The sequence below is a fragment of the Mesorhizobium sangaii genome (assembly GCF_014207355.1).
GTDB classification, from domain to species: Bacteria; Pseudomonadota; Alphaproteobacteria; order Rhizobiales; family Rhizobiaceae; genus Mesorhizobium; species Mesorhizobium sangaii.
The window spans coordinates 1,867,756-1,883,080 of the sequence record NZ_JACHEF010000001.1; the positions used below are offsets into that span (position 1 = coordinate 1,867,756).

Annotated in this window: 15 protein-coding genes and 2 tRNA genes; 8 read left to right on the forward strand and 9 right to left on the reverse strand. The window is 61.3% G+C overall.

Features of this window, described 5'->3' with window-relative positions; all coding sequences use genetic code 11:
* Positions 1-81: 81 nt before the first annotated feature.
* A complete protein-coding gene (locus tag HNQ71_RS08785) occupies positions 82-1,353 on the reverse strand; it encodes an extracellular solute-binding protein (RefSeq protein WP_184872125.1) in 1,272 nt (423 codons plus the stop codon).
* 85 nt (positions 1,354-1,438) lie between these two features.
* Here HNQ71_RS08785 and HNQ71_RS08790 point away from each other — a divergent pair, with 85 nt between their 5' ends.
* Complete coding sequence (locus HNQ71_RS08790; protein WP_184872126.1) at positions 1,439-2,332, forward strand: helix-turn-helix domain-containing protein; 894 nt, start codon at positions 1,439-1,441, stop codon at positions 2,330-2,332.
* A 322-nt stretch (positions 2,333-2,654) separates the two neighbouring features.
* Positions 2,655-2,730 (forward strand) — tRNA-Phe (locus HNQ71_RS08795).
* A 292-nt stretch (positions 2,731-3,022) separates the two neighbouring features.
* On the opposite strand, the gene HNQ71_RS08800 is transcribed toward HNQ71_RS08795, so the two are convergent.
* Entirely contained in the window at positions 3,023-3,664 is a 642-nt protein-coding gene (locus HNQ71_RS08800) for a hypothetical protein (RefSeq protein ID WP_184872127.1), read from the reverse strand.
* A gap of 80 nt (positions 3,665-3,744) precedes the next feature.
* Positions 3,745-4,071: a hypothetical protein gene (locus tag HNQ71_RS08805; protein ID WP_184872128.1), complete on the reverse strand. Its 327-nt coding sequence runs from the start codon at positions 4,069-4,071 to the stop codon at positions 3,745-3,747.
* Positions 4,072-4,594: 523 nt separating this feature from the next.
* On the opposite strand from HNQ71_RS08805, the gene HNQ71_RS08810 reads away from it, so the two are divergent.
* Positions 4,595-4,819 (forward strand): hypothetical protein, encoded by a 225-nt coding sequence (locus HNQ71_RS08810; protein ID WP_184872129.1) that lies wholly within the window; start codon positions 4,595-4,597, stop codon positions 4,817-4,819.
* 26 nt (positions 4,820-4,845) lie between these two features.
* Here HNQ71_RS08810 and HNQ71_RS08815 read toward each other — a convergent pair whose 3' ends face one another.
* Together HNQ71_RS08815 and HNQ71_RS35805 are read right to left on the reverse strand one after the other, a co-directional pair.
* Positions 4,846-5,028 (reverse strand): hypothetical protein, encoded by a 183-nt coding sequence (locus HNQ71_RS08815; RefSeq protein ID WP_246461284.1) that lies wholly within the window; start codon positions 5,026-5,028, stop codon positions 4,846-4,848.
* Positions 5,029-5,543: 515 nt separating this feature from the next.
* Complete coding sequence (locus HNQ71_RS35805) at positions 5,544-5,627, reverse strand: phage upper tail fiber protein (RefSeq protein ID WP_425492192.1); 84 nt, start codon at positions 5,625-5,627, stop codon at positions 5,544-5,546.
* On the opposite strand from HNQ71_RS35805, the gene HNQ71_RS08820 reads away from it, so the two are divergent.
* A tRNA-Ile gene (locus HNQ71_RS08820) sits at positions 5,597-5,671 on the forward strand. The genes HNQ71_RS35805 and HNQ71_RS08820 overlap by 31 nt on opposite strands.
* Positions 5,672-6,549: 878 nt before the next feature.
* Positions 6,550-6,987, forward strand: coding sequence for a hypothetical protein (locus HNQ71_RS08825; RefSeq protein ID WP_095082202.1), 438 nt, complete (start codon positions 6,550-6,552; stop codon positions 6,985-6,987).
* Between the two features lie 46 nt (positions 6,988-7,033).
* Here HNQ71_RS08825 and HNQ71_RS08830 read toward each other — a convergent pair whose 3' ends face one another.
* Complete coding sequence (locus HNQ71_RS08830) at positions 7,034-7,324, reverse strand: hypothetical protein (protein WP_184872130.1); 291 nt, start codon at positions 7,322-7,324, stop codon at positions 7,034-7,036.
* 277 nt (positions 7,325-7,601) lie between these two features.
* Here HNQ71_RS08830 and HNQ71_RS35640 point away from each other — a divergent pair, with 277 nt between their 5' ends.
* Positions 7,602-7,856, forward strand: a complete 255-nt coding sequence (locus tag HNQ71_RS35640) for a hypothetical protein (protein ID WP_184872292.1) — start codon at positions 7,602-7,604, stop codon at positions 7,854-7,856.
* A gap of 23 nt (positions 7,857-7,879) precedes the next feature.
* Here HNQ71_RS35640 and ggt read toward each other — a convergent pair whose 3' ends face one another.
* From ggt to HNQ71_RS08850, 3 genes are all read right to left on the reverse strand, one after another.
* Complete coding sequence (gene ggt / locus HNQ71_RS08840) at positions 7,880-9,619, reverse strand: gamma-glutamyltransferase (protein ID WP_184872131.1); 1,740 nt, start codon at positions 9,617-9,619, stop codon at positions 7,880-7,882.
* Between the two features lie 92 nt (positions 9,620-9,711).
* On the reverse strand, positions 9,712-11,004 hold the full coding sequence (gene rhaI / locus HNQ71_RS08845) for an L-rhamnose catabolism isomerase (RefSeq protein WP_343068100.1): 1,293 nt from the start codon (positions 11,002-11,004) through the stop codon (positions 9,712-9,714).
* A 113-nt stretch (positions 11,005-11,117) separates the two neighbouring features.
* Positions 11,118-13,220 carry a bifunctional rhamnulose-1-phosphate aldolase/short-chain dehydrogenase gene (locus HNQ71_RS08850; protein WP_184872133.1) on the reverse strand — a complete coding sequence of 701 codons (2,103 nt, stop codon included), beginning with the start codon at positions 13,218-13,220 and terminating at the stop codon, positions 11,118-11,120.
* A gap of 185 nt (positions 13,221-13,405) precedes the next feature.
* Here HNQ71_RS08850 and HNQ71_RS08855 point away from each other — a divergent pair, with 185 nt between their 5' ends.
* Together HNQ71_RS08855 and rhaS are read left to right on the forward strand one after the other, a co-directional pair.
* On the forward strand, positions 13,406-14,215 hold the full coding sequence (locus HNQ71_RS08855) for a DeoR/GlpR family DNA-binding transcription regulator (RefSeq protein ID WP_184872134.1): 810 nt from the start codon (positions 13,406-13,408) through the stop codon (positions 14,213-14,215).
* A gap of 55 nt (positions 14,216-14,270) precedes the next feature.
* Complete coding sequence (gene rhaS / locus HNQ71_RS08860; protein ID WP_184872135.1) at positions 14,271-15,266, forward strand: rhamnose ABC transporter substrate-binding protein; 996 nt, start codon at positions 14,271-14,273, stop codon at positions 15,264-15,266.
* Positions 15,267-15,325: the final 59 nt, after the last annotated feature.

A 15,325-nucleotide genomic window follows, 5' to 3' on the forward strand; every position in this document is an offset into this window, starting at 1 on the left:
GGGTGACGCGCCCATGCTGAAACACGTGGCGCGTTCGGCCCCGGACAGCATCAATGCCGTCCGGGACCGTCTCGGTCCAGATCAAGATTTGACGGGCAATCCGGTCGCCGCGGCGATCTGGCTTGCGGCATCGTCGAGCGCTGCCTTGGCGTCGGGGTAGCCGCCGGCCAGATATTTGGTCTGCACGGCGCGGACGATGATTTCGGCGTCGCTCTGGAATTGCGTGCCGCGGCTGGGAACGACCTTGGGCAAGGTGCCGAGGATGTCCTTCCACACCGCCTGGCCGCCCCAGTAGGGCAGGCCTTGCGCGACATAGGGGTCATCGAGCGCCGACACCAGCGAGGGCACCAGGCCGAAGTCCTTCAGCATGGTGATCTGGCCTTCGTTCGTTCCGAGCGTATATTTCAGATAGGCGTAGGCGGCCTCCTTGTTCTTGGACGCCGAGGTGATGGCCAGCGAGGAGCCGCCGAGATTGGCGGCACGCGGGCCGTCGGCGGTGAGGCTTGGCATCAGATAGACGCCCCATTTGCCGTTTTCACCGGCCGATTCGGTGCGAATGGTGCCTTCGTACCAGCCGCCATAGACGTGGGTGGCGACGGTGCCGGCTGTGTTGTTGGTGATCTTGGTGCCCCAGTCGGCGGAGGAGACGATACCGGCGTCCTTCATCTCCTTGACCTTGGTCATGGCATCGACGCATTTGGGTTGGTTGATCGTGATCGACTGGCCATCCTCGGCGAAATAGGCGCAGCCCTGTTCGTTGGAGATCATGCGGAAGAATTCGCTGTCGCCGTTGAAATCGGCATTGGTCATCGAGACGCCCGGGTTGGCGGCCTGAATCTTCTTGCCGGCGGCGATGAAATCGTCCCAGGTTTTGATCGATGCCGGATCGACGCCGGCCTTTTCGTAGAAGTCGCGGCGGTAAAAGGCCGCCACCGGACCCGAATCCCACGGCATCGCATACGCCTTGTCGCCGACTTCGAGCTCGGTGCGCTTGAAGTCGGGAAATTTCTTCTGGTCCTCGGCGGTGTAGCCCAACGTATGCAGGTCGACGAAGCAGTCGGGGAACTGGCTCCAGTAATTCTCGGCCTCGCCGTTCTCGATGGTGACGATATCAGGCAGGCCGACGCCGCCGGCGGCGCAGCCGGCGATCGACTTGTCGTAGGTCGGCTGGTTGCCGAGATCCTGGACCGTCACCTTGACGTCGGGAAATTGCTTGTTGAAGCCGGCAACGGTCGCCTTCAGCGATGAAGCCGCGACATTCCAGCTCCAGATCGTTATTTCGCCGGACTGCGCAAAGGCCGGGGCAGAGCCCAGGGCGAGCGCGAGCGCGGCGCAGGTCATTGTGATGCGCATTGAAATCCTCCCATTCCATTTGCTCTCTCACTGTGAGCGTGGCTAGACTATGCAGTGGGCAGGGGCTGTCGCCGTCAAAGGGAATATGAAATTGGCGGAAAGTAAGATGCCGGAACGACCGTTTTACCAGCCTGGTGCCAGCAGCGTGGAAGGCTTGCCGCTGCTGCTGCAAATGTTTCACACCAGTCCTCTGGTGATGCTCAAACCGCATTGGCATGCCCAGGTCGAAGTGAATTTCATCGTGCGCGGCAGCGTTCATTACCGCATGAACGACCACGAGATTTCGCTGTCTGCCGGCGAGATGTGCCTGTTCTGGGGCGGCCTGCCGCACCAGATGGACGATTTGTCCGACGACGCCCTCTATGCCGGAGCGCATCTGCCGCTGGTGCATTTCTTCCGGCTGCACCTGCCCACGGATATCCGGCATCGGCTGATGACGGGTGCGACGCTGGTGACCGGCGCCACCGACCAGTCCGACAACCACAATTTCGAACGCTGGAACCGCTACGCCCGGTCCGGCGACCAGGCCAAGGCGGAACACGCCGTCAACGAATTGCTGCTGCGGCTGGAGCGGGTGCGGTTCGAACCCTACCGGCTGGTATCCGCAACCCCGATCGGCCAGGAAACCGGCAGCGCCTTCGACCAGCAGTCATCGCGCAATGTCGGGCGCATGTGCGATTTCATCGCCGAGAATTTCCTCTACGACATCGATTGCGTAAACATCGCGGCGGCAGCCGACATCCATCCCAAATACGCCATGAGCCTGTTCAAGAAATCGACCGGCATGACGCTCAACGAGTACGTCAACCTTTTGCGGCTAAGCTATGCGCAGGCGCTTTTGATGCACCAGGACGCCAATGTGCTGCGCGTCGCCATGGATTCGGGCTTCGGCTCGCTCAGCGCCTTCAACAAATCGTTCCGCAAGCTGGCCGGCATGTCGCCCTCCGATTTTCGCAGGGGCATGCCCGGCGCCAGATAGAACGCGGCGACCAGGCGACGCTTGCCCGGCGCCGCCAATGCCGAGCATCTCGATCGTCGGCTAAAAGACGGGCCACGCCTTTGCGGCCCGTGACGGCGACGCGGACAAGGTGCCTCCGGCCGAAATGGAGCAGCGCCGCACGCCGTTCCGGCCATCGACACCGCACCGGAACCGGGCCATCGCACGGCGTCTCATTTCCTGTCTGAAATCGCCATCTGGGCGCTGGACAGGCCGGATTCCCGTGCTATAACCCACGCGCTTTCAAGGGGCGCCCATGGCGCTTCATGAGATCCGGTGTACGAGATTTCGTTTGCCGGAACAGGCCCAGATAGCTCAGTTGGTAGAGCAGCGGACTGAAAATCCGCGTGTCGGTGGTTCGAATCCGCCTCTGGGCACCATCCCTTTCCCAAGTAAGTTCAAAGCCTTATGCAAACTAAACGTTTGTGTTTCCAGGCATTCCATGTCGCGCCATGTTGCAAACCACTACCGTTGATTTCCAAAGGGTTTCCTCCGGCTATCGGCAGGTCCGTGCGACATGGACGCGACATGGGGAGGGCCTATGCGGCTCATTAGGGGATTGGTGCGTTTGGCTTGGGAATGGACCCTACTGCAACTGGCGAAGGCCAGAAAGCGATAAGCCCGCCACCATGTGGCAGCGGGCTCTTGACGCAAATTGCAGGTCTTGGAGACTCAGCGGCGGGTGATCAGCATGCACAACTGACGCAGATCCCGGTCATAGGAACCGGAATTGCCCAGTATATCAACGCAACGCCTTTTCATGCGTACCACTTGGCTGTCAGACATGTCGGCGACAACGCTGGGCAGATTGCGCACAGGATTGCTTCGCTTCGAGAGATTACTCGGGTTGGTTGGATTTGAGAGGTTGCTCGGATTTGATGGGTCGCTCGGATTGGTTCCGCCGCCAATGCCGACGCCGACGCCGACGCCGACCCCACTGGTGCCACCTATATTTGCGCCTAAGCCAGCAGTCACTCCGCCCGCGCCGCCAACATTGGCACCTGCACCGGCATTGACGCCATCGGCTCCGCCGACAGAAGCTCCAAGCCCGGCGCTGACGCCGCTCGACCCGCCAACATTAGCGCCAGCGCCAGCGTTCACGCCGCCCGCGCCGCCGACGGTTGCGCCGGCTCCGACACCGATACCACCTGCCCCGCCGATTGATGCGCCAGCCCCGGCATGCACGCCGCCGCTACCACCTATGGAAGCGCCGGCACCAACTCCAATGCCACCTGCCGTAGCGGGTAGCGACAGGGCAATAATGAATGCGCCGCTAGCCAGCCTCCCAGCGAAGGTTTTCACGAAATTATTCATGACACTCTCCTGTTTTGCGTTGCCTCACCAGCCACCGATTGGCTGCGTGATAATAACGACAGGCCGAGCTTCTCAGGTCCTTAACAGCGGGGGCTTTCCTGCAAAGAAGGCTTCCGATTGATATAAGCAATCGCTAAATTAGTAATCAATGCTAGCGGTGCAGGCCCGCCACCATGAGGCAGCGGGCCATAAATACGCCACGGTGGCGGATTCAGCCGGCGGTTGCGGGCTGTTTGGCCGCGATTTCCATCGTGGCGTTCATCGCCCGCCGATAGGGCCACGATTGTGAGGAACGCGACCTCGACAGGCGACAGGTCGCGTGGCATGTCCTGAACGATCCATGGAAGAAGCATAGGACCGCCGCTGTCGCGGTTCCCTGCCTCATAGGCCAGATATTCGAACGCCATCTTGTAGCCGATGGCCTCGTTCCTGCACAAGGTCGCCAGTCGGCACTACACGCCAGAAATGGCGCTGGCGTCCTTTGCTATTGACGAAGGAGAGCTTGCGGATGTCAACGTTCATGACTGCACCTCGAAATAGGCAATGGCAGCGGCAAGCAGCGGGCCGACGAGGGGGCTCACCTCGTATGCGCTATTCTTCGGCGACCAGTCTGAGCGCTTCCAGGGCCCCCTGTGCCTAAGTTGCTCATGCTTCCTCGCTCCCCGACCGGCGCGCCGTTGGGCAAGGTGTTGGGATGTAGGGACGCCGGCCGCTCTGCCTAAGCTAGAGGCATATTAGCGATAGCTCAATTACGACTGAAGTCCAAAGACCGGTCGTCTCAGATCAAAGTCACCTTCGGATCGACATAGAACGATTGACTCGCTAACGGATTGTCAGAAGCGTACAGTTCCTTTGTCGCTCGATCTAGCAAGGCAACGAGCGCTTGAAAGAGTCGATCACGCTTTCGCCCTTATCAGGGAGTTACGCGCGATGACCTATCGTGGCATAGCTGACGACGTACAGTTGGCGACACTCACCAGAATTCTTGACGAGTATTGCGAGCAAACCGGCATCGAGGGCTCGCACCCGGCGCGGGAGCATTTGGCGCGGCGCCTGATCGCTCTTTTCAGCGGCGGGATCGACAGTCCAGACGATATCAGGATGGCTCTCGACGGCATCGCAAAGGACTGGAAACCAAACGGCACCCATCCGTAGGGGATTACCCCCGGCGCCTGGACGCCCTACCGTTTACCGGCGGTCAGAATCTGCGCTTCCCGCAATAGCGACGCCCAGCTAAGCGCCCCCAGGAGTGCGATTAGCTCGCGGGCCTGCATTTGCGTGATGCCGGTTTCATTGACGAGACGACGCACGACAGGATCATCCGGGTTGCTAGGGGCTTTGCCCTGTTCGTCAGTCATCATCATGAACCCTTTGGCCCACAACGACAGCGACAGGGCATGGTTCCTTGTCAGGCCGCCCGCTTCTCGCCTTCGCTATTCCTCACCTTCCGCATCTTGCCACGGTCGGCCGCTTTGAACGCGACCGGCGCCGACCTGAGTTGACGAGCATAGATCATCCCAGCCAGGGCGTGCCGCTGGTGGACCACGCCACGGAGTTCGTTGACAGTGGCCATGATCGGACCCAGGGGAAGCGCGTAGAACCCAGCAGTGCCGACGTCTTTCCCTCGACCAGATCGGGACATGCCCGCAACAGGTCGCTGATGGCCCACAGCGACGTTTCGTCAATCAGGGCGTTGGTTGCCCCGGCCTTCAGCCAGGATGCACAGCACGAGCCGCGCATGCTCGACGCCATGCCGATCGATGATCGGCCGGATGGTGCCCACGGGTTTCGCCCGGTTGGGGATAAAGATGCGGGCCGACGATCCGCACGTCGAACTCTTGGCAAAGCCCTTTTACGCGAGGATCTGAGACGGCATCCATCAGTCGACGATCAAATAGAGGGTTGCAGGGTCGGCCGATGACAGCGCGTTATGCTCAGCCTGCGTCAGATACGACTGGCGGATAAATAATCCGCGTGTCGGCGGTTCGAATCCGCCTCTGGGCACCATTATCCATCTGAAATCGCTTAATAATTTGCCGCACTGCGCCCTCGGCCTCCCTATGCAGTCGTTTGCCTTGACGCGCTCATGAATGAGACGTTCTTCGTGGGCAGAGATTCACGTCGGCACGCACCAACTGAAATGCCAAGCGGGGCGCCTGATCCCATGAAATTCCTCGCCGCTTTTTGAATTTAACGCGATGATCGCCGCATTGGTGGATATGGTACCGATTTGCCAGCCATGGCCTGCTAAGAGTACGCGAAAACAGGTCAAGAAATCTCTACCCCCCACTACTACCTTTAGACATGATGTACCACCTCCAAATATCCGTTAAATTCAAGTACGCCGCAGCGTTGCTTGGCATTCAAGCTACCGCTGGACTAAAGGGGGTGCGTTATGCACCAAGTCAAAGTCGTGCGCCCTAACTGCCAGGTGCCGGGCGCTGGACCACTGAGGATGAACTGCACAAAGTGCAGTGGAACCGGCTTTGTCTACGAGTCGAGAATGGATCCCGGTCCAGCTAGGGGCTTCCTCCGGCTGGTTGTTATCGTTGCCGCTATCATGCTGACCTATTGGTACGTTACCGGCATCACCTACAATGGCTATTGAACCGCTAAACGCCTTCCGCCTCTGCACTACCGCCCTTGATGGTCGGGGTGCATTTTCGCGTGTCGGTGGTTCGAATCCGCCTCTGGGCACAATTTTTTCCGGGTTCATTCTGAACACCGGTTACGGTTTATACCGGAGACGCGGAAGCCCGCCCGTGCCGTCATAGAACATCGCCCGGTGAAACAACTTTGCGCTCGTTGGGCCACCAGCGGATTTGATTTGCTTGGTGATCCCCCAACCTTAGGGCAAACTGCCTGCCGGGGCTCCAGGAGGAGAAATGAGAGCACGCGCTGCAACGCTCGGGGATCTCGAGGATGTCTTTCGCGGCCTGTCGAAGCGGATGTCGGATGAATACGTCGCTGCCGGCAAGGACAGCAAGATCGCGTACGACAATCTGATGATGAACTTGAAAGAAGGCCGTGCGCACGCACTTGTCGAGGGCGACAAGACCGTGGCGATCATCGCCTGGCATGAGAACAGCGACGCTGCCAATACGCTGTTCGCCGCACAGGAGGATTTCTTCCGTGCCGCGACCATTCGCTTCTGCAAGCGGCATATCAGGCACATCCAGGCACTCGCCGGCAACCTGCCCATCCACTCGCGCAGCTGGCTGCAGGGGTCGGATGTCGCAAGATGGTTTCACCTGATCGGCTATGTCGAACGCGGCCAGGAGAACGGCGCCACTGTGTTCGAGCTGCCGCCTGCTCGCGGATAGAAATCACCGTGTCGGGCACAGGTTTGACGGCCGCATGCCTTGGTCATCAATGGATATTTTCACGCTTCGTCATCCTGGGCGGCATAGCAAGGGGCGAAGCGACGTCGCAGACCGTCCGCGGCTTGAAACGCGGCACATGCAACTGTGACGATGCGACGCGTCCCTGGGCGATCAGGCGTGTGGCCTCGCAACCCTGTCGGCGGGCGGCGGCAAGGCGATTCGGCCACGCCACGCCCAGTGCGACGTCACGCCCCACCGAAAATCGCCGCCTGGATGACCAATCCATGTTCGGCATCATTTTTCGTCCACGAATCCGTTCCATGATGGCGTGATCCACGGCAGCCTTCGGGCAAGTGTGCCCAGGATTATCCGAGATCGAAAACGGCCAGGGCACGAATCAAAAAAGTCGGCGGCAAGCTGCGGCGGAAGGTGTAGAAGTCCGTGCCGAACGCATCGAGGGCAGCGCGATCGGGTTGCGCTCGGCAAGGCTTGATGATTTGTTGCCGCTATACGGAGAACGAGTAATGCGAGAGCCTGCCGGTCAAGACGAATATGGGTCGAGCAATCCCTTCGACCCGGATGATCTGCCGACGTTGAACGCGATAGGTCCAAGCATGGGAAGCGGCAACGACTTCGAGAAATATGCGGTTGCCGTGATCATCGTATTCGGCGCGCTGATCATTGGTGGGCTGATGGCCGCGTCGATGACCTTCGGCCACCGCAATGGGTTCCTCTTTGCACTTGGCGGCGCCACATCGGCCTGGGTATCGGGAAACGCGCTGCTGCTCGACCGACCGCGCATTTACGCGCTGTTTGTCGGCATCGCCGCGTTGTTGCTGATAGCATCGACCGTCACGCTGATTTCGTGACGACCGGCTTGTGAGTTAAGACATCAGTATCCGAGCGCTTCGCCCGATGCGGCACGGCTGTCGATAGCGCCATTGTAGCGCGCGCCGCCGCCCTTCTCAATCTCCGCCAGGCTCTTGCCACCGACCAGGATGCCCGCAGCCTGGCCCCAGGTCTTATCACCGAGATCGAGGTGGTAGCCCATGCCGGCCAGCAGTTTTTCGGTGTCTGGCGACAGGCCGAACGGCTCGATGTAAACCGTGTCGGGGAGCCACTGGTGGTGGATGCGCGGCGCGTCGATCGCCTCCTGGATGTTCATGCCATGGTCGACGACGTTGACGATGGCTTCCAGCGTGATGGTGATGATGCGTGAACCGCCCGGGCTGCCGATGACCATGAACGGCTTGCCGTCCTTGGCCACGACGGTCGGGCTCATCGACGACAGCGGCGTCTTCTTCGGCTGGATGGCGTTGGCCTCGCCCTGGACCAGACCGTAGAGGTTGGGCACGCCAGGTTTCTGAGTGAAATCGTCCATCTCGTTGTTGAGCAGGATGCCGGTGCCGTCAGCGACGACGCCGGCGCCGAACGAGCCATTCAGCGTGTAGGTAACGGCGACCGCATTGCCGTCATTGTCGATGATCGAATAATGCGTCGTCTGCTTGCTCTCGCCAAAGCCCTTCGGCATCAGGTCCCGCGACACGCCGGCCCGGAACGGATCGATCTTGTCGCGGATGTCCTTGGCATAGGCCTTGTCCAGCAGTTTCGAGACCGGATTGTCGACGAAATCGGGGTCGCCGAGCGCTGAATTGCGGTCGACATAGGCATGGCGCATCGCCTCGACCATGACATGGACCGTCTCGGCGGAACCGGCGCCAAGGTAATTCAACGGATAACCTTCCAGCACGTTGAGGATTTCGCAGATGATGACGCCGCCGGAGCTTGGCGGCGGCGAGGATGTGATCTCGTAGCCGCGATAGGTGCAGGTCACCGGTTTGAGTTCGCGAACCGCATATTGCTCGAAGTCCGGCTTGGCCAGGATGCCGCCCTTGGCGCCGCTCGCCTTGACGATGGCGTCGGCAATGGCGCCTTTGTAGAAGGCATCAGCGCCTTTCTCGGAAATGGCGGCGAGCGAGGCGGCAAGGTCCGGCTGGATCAGGCGCTCGCGGATACCATAGGGCTTGCCATCGGGTTTCAGGAAGATGGCGGCAGCCGCGAGGTCTTTCGCCAGCCGGTCGGCGCTGCCGGCAAAGGAGGCGGCGTCGCCCTGATTGAGGACGAATCCGTCCTTGGCATAGCCGATTGCCGGCGCCATCAGGTCCTGTCTGGACAAGGTGCCGTATTTTTCGCGCGCCATCTCGAAGCCGGCGACGGAACCAGGCACCCCGACCGCGAGATAGCCATCGAGGCTGGCGCCCTTCACCGGGTTGCCGTCCTTGTCGAGATACATGGTCTTGGTCGCCGCCAGCGGCGCGCGCTCGCGAAAGTCGAGGAAGGTCGACTTGCCGTCCTTGAACCGGATGGTCATGAAGCCGCCGCCGCCGATGTTGCCGGCATTGGGGTAGACGACGGCGAGCGCATAGCCGACGGCGACTGCCGCATCGACGGCATTGCCGCCCTTCTTCAGGATCTCGACGCCGACTTCCGACGCCAGATGCTGGGCTGTCACCACCATGCCGTGCTCGCCCTTGGCTGGCGCGGGTGACGCGGCGAAGGCGCTCGTCAATGGCGCCAGGACGAAGGTGATGGAAAGACTGGCGGCGATCAGTGTCCGACGGGTGAGAGGCATGGCGGTTCTCCAGGCGGGGGGACGCCTAGAAGAACCCGTCGGGATCACCGTGTCCACCCGTCAATGATGGACCAGACGGATCAATTCAGATGTCAGACAATGCCGCCCGAGCCGCCGGCGACCGCAGGACGTTCCGCCGCCACCTTGGCGCGGTAGCCTGCGGCCCGGTAGGCGGCGACCGGATCGATGGCGCCACCGGTCTTCAGCCGCGCCATGGCGAGGATGGGCTCGACATCGGTTCGATAGGCGGCCTTCAGCGTCTGCGTTGCCATCAGCGCGTCATTGCTGTCCTGATAGGCTTCTAGCGCCTTGCGGTCGACCAGCAGCGCCTGCGCATAGGCGCGCTGTACCTCGACCGCCGACAGCATCAGGCTTTCGATCGGATCGGTGACGTTGTGGCTCTGGTCGAGCATGTGGGCCGGGTCAAAACCCTCGGCGCCTGAAAGCTCGGCATCGACCAGTTCGTTGAAGACCAGGAACAGCCGGTAGGGATCGATCGAACCGGCATCGAGGTCGTCGTCACCATATTTCGAATCGTTGAAATGGAAGCCGCCGAGCTTCTTGAACTGGATCAGCCGCGACACGATCATCTCGATGTTGACGTTGGGCGCATGGTGGCCAAGGTCGACGAGGCAGAACGCCTTGTCGCCCAGTTCCTGCGCGATCATGTAGTTGGTGCCCCAATCCTGCACGACGGTGGAATAGAAGGCCGGTTCGTACATCTTGTGTTCGGTGAACAGTTTCCAACCGTCCGGCAGTCCGGCATAGACCTCCTTCATGGCGTCGAGATAGCGCTCGAAGGCTCTGGCGAAATTGACCTGGCCGGGGAAGTTCGAACCGTCGCCGATCCACACCGTCAGCGCCCTGGAGCCAAGCGTCTTGCCGATCTCGATGCATTCGAGATTGTGCTCGACCGCTTGCCGGCGCGTGCCGGCATCGGCATGCGACAGCGAGCCGAATTTGTAGGAAAGCGTCTGGTCCTTCGCATCGGAGAAGGTGTTGGAATTCATGGCGTCAAAGCCGAGGCCGAAGCGCGAGGCCGCCTGTTTCAGCCGGTTCGGGTCGGCCTTGTCCCATGGAATGTGCAGGGACACCGTCGGCGTCGCCTGCGTCAATTGCCTGATGACGGCGCAGTCCTCGATCTTGTCGAAAATATCACGCGGCTCGCCGGCACTGGGGAAACGAGCAAAGCGGGTGCCGCCAGTGCCGACGCCCCAGGACGGGATCGCCACGGCGAATTTCTCGACCTTGTCGCGGATGGCGTCGATGGCGATGCCGCGACGGTCGAGGCGCTCGCCGAGCGAGGCGTAGTCACGCTCGAGATCGGCCTTGCGCGCCGCATTGTCCTTGTCGACGAGGTCGGCGGAGATGATGGATTCGGACACTGTTTTTCCTCCCAGATGCGTTCGGTCGGCGCTGCCCCTCATCCGCCTGCCGGCACCTTCTCCCCGTATAGAGACGGGGAGAAGGGAAGCGCTCCGGCATCGCCTTCAAACGATTATCGCGTAAAACTCTGCGCGTTGCCCGCGTCGACATTGATGATGTTGCCGGTGGACTTGGCCGACATGTCGGAGGCGAAGAAATAGATCGCTTCGGCGATGTCCTCGGGAAACACCGAACGCTTCAGCATCGAGCGCGAGCGGTAATGCTCCTCCAGATCGTCGGTCGACATCTTGTAGGCGGCGGCGCGCTGTTCCTTCCACTCGCCGGTCCAGATCTTCGAGCCGCGCAGCACGGCGTCCGGGTTGACGACATTGACCCTGATCTGCGCTTCCGCGCCTTCCAGCGCCAGGCAGCGCGCCAGATGGATCTCGGCGGCCTTGGCGGTGCAGTAGGCTGCGGCATTGGGCGAGGCGGCGAGGCCGTTCTTGGACGCGACGAAGACGACGTTGCCGCCGATCTTCTGCACCCTGAACAGCCGGAATGCTTCCCGCGAGACCAGGAAATAGCCGGTCGACAGGATGTCCATGTTCTTGTTCCACAGTGCCAGCGTGGTCTCCTCGATCGGTGCCGAGGACGCGAGACCTGCATTCGACACCAGAATGTCGATGCCGCCAAATTCGACCGCGGTTTCGGCGAAGCCCGCGATCACTTGATCTTCCGAGGTGACGTTGATCAGCACCGGCCGGACGAAATCCTTGCCGTAGGCGTTGGCCAGTTCGTCATTGGCGCTGGCAAGTGCTGTCTGGTCGATGTCCGCCAGCACGACGCAGGCGCCTTCGCGCAGCAGCCGGTTGGCGGTGGCGCGGCCGATGCCGCCGGCGCCGCCGGTGACCAGCACGATCTGGCCGGCAAGCGTCTTCGGCTTCGGCATGCGCTGCAGCTTCAGATCCTCCAGCAGCCAGTATTCGATGTCGAAGGCTTCCTGTGCCGGCAGGCCGACATAGGAAGAGACCGTCGAGGCGCCGCGCATGACATTGATGGCGTTGACATAGAATTCGCCCGAAATGCGGGCCGTCGCCTTGTCGCCGGCGAAGGTGAACATGCCGACGCCAGGCATCAGATAGACCACCGCATTGGGATCGCGGATCGCGGGGGAATCCGGATGCTTGCAGCTGTCGTAGTAGGCCTGGTAGCCGACGCGGTAGGCGGCGACGTCGTCGGCGAGACGCGCAATGACGGCATCGACATCGGGCTTGGCCGGATCGAATTCGATCACCAGCGGGCGTATCTTGGTGCGCAGGAAATGGTCCGGGCACGAGGTGCCTAGTGCCGCGAGCGGCCGCAAATCCCTGGAGTTGACGAATTCGAGCACGGCGGGCTGGTCGTCGAAATGACCGAGTTTGTGGCTCTTTTCCGAGATCAGGCCGCGGATCCTCGGCATCAGCTTCGCGGCGATGGCGCGGCGTTCGGCGGCGTCGAGCGACTTGACGGCTTCGCCGCCGAAGATGGCGAGGCCTTCGGAGCGGCGCTCGAACCATTCGATCGCCTGATTGATGACCGAAATCGTCGTCTCGTAGCATTCCCGAGGGGTGTCGCCCCAGGTGAACAGGCCATGGCTTTCCAGGATGACGCCCTTGGCGGCGGGATGTTCGAGGCAGAACTTCCCCAGCCACAAGCCGAGTTCGAAGCCCGGCCGCTTCCACGGCAGCCAGCCGATCGCATCGCCGAAGATCTCCCTGGTCAGCGCCTTCGAATCCTTTGCGGCGGCGATGGCGATGATCGCGTCGGGATGCATGTGATCGACGAAAGGCTTCGGCACGAAGGCATGCAGCGGCGTGTCGATCGAGGCCGCGCGTGGGTTCAGATTGAACGTGCAGTGGGGCAGGAAGCCAACCATCTCGTCTTCATGCGCGAGGCCACGATAGAGCCCCTTCAGCGCGCGCAGCTTGTCCATATAGAGGGTGGCGAAACCGTCAAGCTTGATCGAGGCGCTGTCGCCGCCCGAGCCCTTGACCCAAAGCACTTCGACGTCCGCGCCGGTGAGCGGGTCCTTCTGCCAGATCTTGGAGGAGGTGTTGCCGCCGCCATAGTTGGTGACACGCTTGTCGGAACCGAGCGTGTTCGAGCGATAGACCAGAAGTTCCGGCTCGCTCATCGATTGGGCCTTGGCCTCGTCCCACAGATTGGCGAGGCGCGCGCCGGTGCGCTTGTCGAGCATGGATGATCCTCCCGAAGGCACGCAAACGGTGCGGCCCATTTGGTCCGAATTTCCACGGAAGCGCCCGACTTGTCAATCACAAACGATCAATATCGATCATATTGCACTGCACAATGAAATTATATGATTGGAAATGATTGACACTGCGCGCTTTGGGTGCCTAGATGTTTGGGCAGGGAGGAACCATGCACGAAAAAGAGCGCCACAGGATCATTCTGTCCGCCGTCCAGGAAAAACCTGTGGTGACGGTTCAGGAAATGGTCGACCTGACGGAGTCCTCCGAGGCGACGATCCGGCGCGACATCGCGGCACTCCACGTGCAGAAACGCCTGCGCCGGGTGCGCGGCGGCGCCGAGGCGATCTCGCCGCCGCAGTTCATCGGCCTTGCCGGCCGGCCCTTTTCCGTCAACGAAACGCTCAACGCCGCGCAGAAACGGGCAATCGCCCGCGAAGCGGTCGAGCTTTGCAAGGACGGCGAACCGATCATCATCAATGGCGGCACCACCACCTTCCAGATGGTGCATTTCCTGACCGGCCGCCGCATGCCGATTTTCACCAATTCGTTCCCGATCGCCGAGCATCTGCTCAAGCATTCGAAGAACACGGTCATGCTGTCGGGCGGCACCATCTACCGCGAACAGAACATCATCCTGTCGCCCTTCGACAATGACGTGACCCGCAACTTCTACGCACGCCGCATGTTCATGGGCGCGCAGGGGCTGGGGCCGCTCGGACTGATGGAAGGCGACCCGCTGTTGATCCAGGCGGAGCAGAAGCTGATCGACCAGGCCGACGAGTTGGTGGTGCTGGTCGATTCCTCGAAATTCCGCAAACGCTCCAGCCTGATCCTGTGCGGCCTGTCGCGCATCGCCACCGTCATCACCGACGACGGCATCGAGGATCGCGAGGCCAAAATGCTCGAGACCGCCGGGGTGACACTGATCGTCGCCCGCGGGTCGGCAACCAACAAGGAAGAATCTTCACTGCAGGCCTGAGAACAACTCACGCCCGCAGCGGCGATGGAATGCAACGCTCAAGGGAGGATATTCGATGAGCTTTTTGAAGAAATTGATGGTGACGGCGGCGTTCTCGGCCGCCATGTTCGTGAATGCAGCCTACGCGGAAAACGTCAAGATCGCGCTGGTGGTGAAGTCGCTCGGCAACGGCTTCTTCGATGCCGCCAACAAGGGCGCCGAAGAGGCGGCCAAGGAACTCGGCGATGTCGACATCATCTACACCGGCCCGACCAAGGCGACCGCCGAGGCGCAGATCGAAGTGGTCAATTCGCTGATCGCCCAGAAGGTCAACGCCATCGCCATTTCGGCCAATGACGCCGATGCGCTGGTTCCGGTCCTGAAGAAGGCCATGGAGCGCGGCATCACCGTCATCTCCTGGGATTCGGGCGTCGCCAAGGAAGGCCGCCAGCTTCACCTCAACCCGTCCGACACCGGACTGATCGGCGAGACCATCATCAAACTTGCCGCCGACTATCTGCCGGAAGGCGGCGACGTCGCCATCCTGTCGGCGTCTTCCACCGCGACCAACCAGAACGCCTGGATCGACGCGGCCAAGAAGATCCTGCCGGAGAAATTCCCCAAGATCAAACTCGTCGCCACCGTCTATGGCGATGACGATTCGGCCAAGAGCACGGATGAAGCCAAGGGCCTGCTGAAGTCCTACCCGAACCTCAAGGCGATCATCGCGCCGACCACTGTCGGCGTCGTTGCCGCGGCACAGGTGGTGACCGACGAGAAGCTGATCGGCAAGGTCAACGTCACCGGTCTCGCGCTGCCGTCCGAGTTCAAGAAGTTCATCGACAACGGCGCCTCGCAGGCAGTTGCGCTGTGGAACCCGATCGACCTCGGCTACTCCGCAGTCTACCTCGCCCATGATCTGGCGGTGAAGAAGGAAGAGGCCAAGCCGGGCGCCACACTGTCGATCGGCCGCGTCGGCAAGGTCACGCTCGACGACACCAACTCGGCTGCGATGGCTCCGCCCTTCCAGTTCGACAAGAGCAACATCGAGAAGTTCTCCAAGATCTATTGATCTCGGACGCTTGCACCCTCCCCCTTGCGGGGAGGGTCGGCGAGCCGGCTTTGCGCAGC

Bases quoted from the DNA above. Each gene is read 5' to 3' on its own strand.
- HNQ71_RS08810 (WP_184872129.1), top strand. From the start codon at position 4,595: ATGACCTATCGTGGCATAGCTGACGACGTACAGTTGGCGACACTCACC.
- HNQ71_RS35640 (WP_184872292.1), top strand. From the start codon at position 7,602: ATGGGAAGCGGCAACGACTTCGAGAAATATGCGGTTGCCGTGATCATC.
- HNQ71_RS08855 (WP_184872134.1), top strand. From the start codon at position 13,406: ATGCACGAAAAAGAGCGCCACAGGATCATTCTGTCCGCCGTCCAGGAA.
- ggt (WP_184872131.1), bottom strand. From the start codon at position 9,619: ATGCCTCTCACCCGTCGGACACTGATCGCCGCCAGTCTTTCCATCACC.
- HNQ71_RS08850 (WP_184872133.1), bottom strand. From the start codon at position 13,220: ATGCTCGACAAGCGCACCGGCGCGCGCCTCGCCAATCTGTGGGACGAG.
- HNQ71_RS08815 (WP_246461284.1), bottom strand. From the start codon at position 5,028: ATGATGATGACTGACGAACAGGGCAAAGCCCCTAGCAACCCGGATGAT.
- HNQ71_RS08785 (WP_184872125.1), bottom strand. From the start codon at position 1,353: ATGCGCATCACAATGACCTGCGCCGCGCTCGCGCTCGCCCTGGGCTCT.
- HNQ71_RS08790 (WP_184872126.1), top strand. From the start codon at position 1,439: ATGAAATTGGCGGAAAGTAAGATGCCGGAACGACCGTTTTACCAGCCT.
- HNQ71_RS08825 (WP_095082202.1), top strand. From the start codon at position 6,550: ATGAGAGCACGCGCTGCAACGCTCGGGGATCTCGAGGATGTCTTTCGC.
- HNQ71_RS08800 (WP_184872127.1), bottom strand. From the start codon at position 3,664: ATGAATAATTTCGTGAAAACCTTCGCTGGGAGGCTGGCTAGCGGCGCA.
- HNQ71_RS08805 (WP_184872128.1), bottom strand. From the start codon at position 4,071: ATGGCGTTCGAATATCTGGCCTATGAGGCAGGGAACCGCGACAGCGGC.
- rhaS (WP_184872135.1), top strand. From the start codon at position 14,271: ATGAGCTTTTTGAAGAAATTGATGGTGACGGCGGCGTTCTCGGCCGCC.